The 2,015-nt window shown below is 70.5% G+C and carries 2 protein-coding genes; one reads left to right on the top strand and one right to left on the bottom strand.

Features of this window, described 5'->3' with window-relative positions:
• Window positions 1-888 (bottom strand): endonuclease/exonuclease/phosphatase family protein (locus QCZ28_RS34340; RefSeq protein WP_279520519.1); only part of this gene is annotated, 888 nt, incomplete at its 3' end.
• A gap of 386 nt (window positions 889-1,274) precedes the next feature.
• Between QCZ28_RS34340 and QCZ28_RS34345 the strand changes: the two genes are divergently transcribed.
• Window positions 1,275-1,784, top strand: a complete 510-nt coding sequence (locus QCZ28_RS34345) for a hypothetical protein (protein WP_279520518.1) — start codon at window positions 1,275-1,277, stop codon at window positions 1,782-1,784.
• Window positions 1,785-2,015 lie beyond the last annotated feature (231 nt).

The following is a 2,015-nucleotide window of genomic DNA, read 5'->3' on the forward strand; positions in this document are numbered from 1 at the left end:
GGGTAGGGCGAGCACCTGCACCGAGCGGACCGCTATCCGGTGGTCGACCATGATGTGGTCGATGGCGACGGGTGGGATGAGGTCGCCGTCGTACGGGCCCCAGGTGCCGGTCAGGCCCTGTCCGGTGGCGTCGGCGGCGTCGACGTAACCGGTGCGCAGCAGGGCCCGCAGTGGGCTGTGGTCGAGGGTGGCGTTGAAGTCCCCGGCGAGGATCCGCAGGCCGCCGTCCGGGGTGGCCGGTGGTTGGGCGGTCAGGTCGGCCCGCCAGGCGCCCACCTGGTCCAGGGCGTACGGCGCCGAGGGGTGGGCCGACTCGACGCGGACCGGGGGCCCACCGGGGACGGCCACCGTCGCGTACGCCTGGCTGAAGCCCCACCCTTCGAGGTTGCGCCGGACGCCGACGTCGCTGATCGGCCACCGCGAGTAGAGCCCCGAGCCGGCGGTGCCGATCTCCGGGTTGAGCTGCCGGTGCGGCAGCAGCGTGTCGAGGCCGAGCTGGTCCAGGGCGGCCTGCGCGTCCGGGGTGAACTCCTGCACGGTGAGCACGTCGACCTGGTGTCGCCGGACCAGCTCCACGAGCGTCCGCGCGTCACCGGTGCCGGCGAGCAGATTGGCGGTGAGCAGCCGCACGGTCGGCCCCGCCGCCGCCGGCTGCGGGCTGGCCAGCGCCCGCGGTGCGACGGTGCCGAGCAGCGCCACCGCCGCCACTGCCGCGAGCGCCGCCGGCCACCAGCGCCGTAGGGCGAGCGCGAGGGCCAGGACCAGCACGCTGACGCCCGCGACGTACGGGGTGAAGGCGAGCGCCTGCACCAACGGCCCCCGGTCCAGGCCGAGCAGCCGGGCGGCCGCCCAGAGCGCTGTGGGTGCGACGGCAAGCCACCAGAGCACCGTGCGAAGCCGGGTGAACCGGTGCGCGGGTGCGGCGTCGACGGTCACGCCGATGATCGTAGCCGAGCGTCAGAAACCATTTCATGAATGGTGGTGCGCTCACATCTCACAATTATCTGACGGCTGGTTGACACCCCGGAAAAGCGAGATCAACTATTGACTGGCGGCTTTTTCCGGTGCTACGTTCCATCTGGCTCAAACGACGCAACTCTGAGTAGTATCCGCAGCTCAGATGGGATGTAGATTGCCGAGAAATCAATCTACCAGGGTGCAAGTGAGTTGGCTTTCCCCCCGCCCAGCAGTCGTCGTACTCCTATTTATCGGCAGTCATCCGTCCCGCCCCGCGGGTCGGCCGAATTCGCACGGTCACACAAGGGGGACCTGTCATGAGTACATCCTTCCGACGTAAGTTGGCGGCGGTCACGTTCGCCGTCCTGGGCCTCAGCCTGGCCGGCGGGGGCATCGCCATCGCCCAGCCGTCGGCGAAGGCGCCGCAGGAGGCCGTCCAGCCGGTGGCACGCGCCAGCAACGCCCAACCGCCGGTCACCGCCGAGTCGGCGCGCAAAGCCAAGGCCGCGCTGAAGGCGGGTGCGGCCAGCACGCTGGTGGCCACCAACGTCTTCACCGTCGTCAACTCCAACGGCACCAAGGCGCGCGGCACCGGCACCGTCATCAAGTACGGCCCCGGCCAGTACGAGGTGCAGTTCGGCCACGTCGTCTCGGCCGGCGCCTTCCTGGCCACCATCTCGCGGTCCGACGCCTGCTGCATCCCGCCGGCCGGCGAGATCTCGGTGGCTCCGCGGCTGGGCACGCCCAACGCGGTTTTCGTGCAGACCCGCAACTCGGCCGGGACCCCGGCTGACCTGGGCTTCACCCTGCTCACTCACACACCCTGACCGAACCGGCACCCGGCCCCCGTCGCCTGTGGCGTCGGGGGCCGGACCCTGTCCGCTCAGCGGACTCGCCAGCTGCGCCTCGGCCAGCCGGTCCAGGAATTGATCGATTCGGGTTTCATGAAGTCGGCGTGTCCGCCGATCCGGGATACCCCGATTTCCGGGAACGCGAGTGGATCACGCAGGCGTCCTTCACCGGCTCGCCGGTCGGACTCTCCGTGGCCGGGCGCTGGA

Origin of the sequence: Micromonospora sp. DH14 (assembly GCF_029809455.1) — a bacterium.
GTDB lineage: Bacteria > Actinomycetota > Actinomycetes > Mycobacteriales > Micromonosporaceae > Micromonospora > Micromonospora parva.